This is a genomic window from Acinetobacter sp. 228 (assembly GCF_048147885.1).
Genome location: NZ_JAYWYV010000185.1, coordinates 1 through 1,596, shown reverse-complemented (window position 1 = coordinate 1,596; position 1,596 = coordinate 1). Strand labels below are relative to the sequence as shown.

Below are 1,596 nucleotides of genomic sequence, written 5' to 3'. Positions count from 1 at the left end.
CTGCCGAGCGCCAGCTTGCAACTAGCTTAGGAGTTTCTCGTCCATCCTTACGTGAAGCAATTCAACAGCTCAATAGTCAAGGTGTACTGATTAGTCGCCGTGGCGATGGAACTTATATTCAGCAATTACCTGAACAATGGCCACAGCAACTGATTGTGAATCCAATCAGTAACCTGATTGAAGAAGCTCCGTTATACCGTTTTGATGTGCAAGAGGCGCGTTTGGTGCTCGAAGTGGGAACTGAATGGTATGACGAGTTAAGTTCGACCCCAGAAGATCGTGCCAAAATTCATCATTATTTTAATGAAATTAGCCGCCACCAAAATGCGGGTGACTCAGCACAGGCGGCGGTCGCGGATGCTGAATTCCACTTAGCGATTGCTGAAGCATCTCACAATGTGGTGCTGATTCAAATGATGCGCAGCTTGTTTGATTTGCTGCAATACAACGTCTTGTTAGGGCGTAAGAAAGTTTATAACGACCCCGTAAATGGTGACTTGCTGAGCGAGCAGCATTTTCAGGTGATGGATGCTATTGATCGTAAAGATCCCGAGGCCGCACGCCAAGCTGTCTGCGGTCATATTGAATTTGTGATTAATCATGTGCGTTCTCTGGATGAAGACGAAGCTCGCCAGAAACGTGCAAACCGTTTAAATAGAGTTGATTCAAAATGATTATTTCTTCTGGCAATGATTATCGTGCTGCGGCACAACGTCGCTTACCCCCATTTTTATTTCACTATATTGATGGTGGAGCGTATGCGGAATATACCTTAAAGCGTAACGTACAAGATTTGTCAGAAATTGCATTGCGTCAGCGTGTGCTGAATGACATGTCCGCGTTGAGTTTAGAGACAAAACTGTTTAATGAAACGCTGTCGATGCCAGTTGCCTTGGCTCCTGTGGGTTTAACAGGTATGTATGCACGCCGTGGTGAAGTACAAGCCGCAATGGCAGCCGATAAAAAAGGTATTCCATTTACGCTTTCAACGGTTTCTGTTTGCCCGATTGAGGAAGTTGCACCTGCAATTAACCGTCCGATGTGGTTCCAGCTTTATGTGTTACGTGACCGCGGTTTTATGCGTAATGCTTTGGAACGTGCAAAAGCGGCAGGTTGTTCAACACTGGTGTTTACCGTAGATATGCCTGTGCCGGGTGCACGTTATCGTGATGCCCATTCGGGTATGAGTGGGCCAAATGCTGCGATGCGTCGTTATATGCAGTCAGTGTTTCATCCGCATTGGTCATGGAATGTGGGTTTAATGGGTCGTCCGCACGACTTGGGAAATATCTCTAAATATTTAGGTAAGCCGACTGGGCTTGAAGACTATATTGGCTGGTTAGGCTCGAACTTTGACCCATCCATTTCATGGAAGGACCTTGAGTGGATTCGTGAGTTTTGGGATGGCCCAATGGTGATTAAAGGTATTTTAGATCCTGAAGATGCCAAAGATGCTGTGCGTTTTGGTGCAGATGGGATTGTAGTGTCGAATCACGGCGGTCGTCAGTTAGATGGCGTGATGTCATCTGCTCGTGCATTGCCTGCAATTGCCGATGCGGTGAAAGGTGACTTAGCGATTTTGGCTGACTCAGGCAT

The 1,596-nt window shown here is 46.6% G+C and carries 2 protein-coding genes; both read left to right on the top strand.

Translation table 11 applies throughout. The features are described from left to right. Positions 1-674: transcriptional regulator LldR (lldR, locus tag VXQ92_RS17180; protein WP_416682635.1), on the top strand; the 674-nt coding region annotated here is incomplete at its 5' end. Then, a partial coding sequence (gene lldD / locus VXQ92_RS17175; protein WP_416682634.1) for an FMN-dependent L-lactate dehydrogenase LldD occupies positions 671-1,596 on the top strand: 926 nt, incomplete at its 3' end. The genes lldR and lldD, both read left to right, overlap by 4 nt.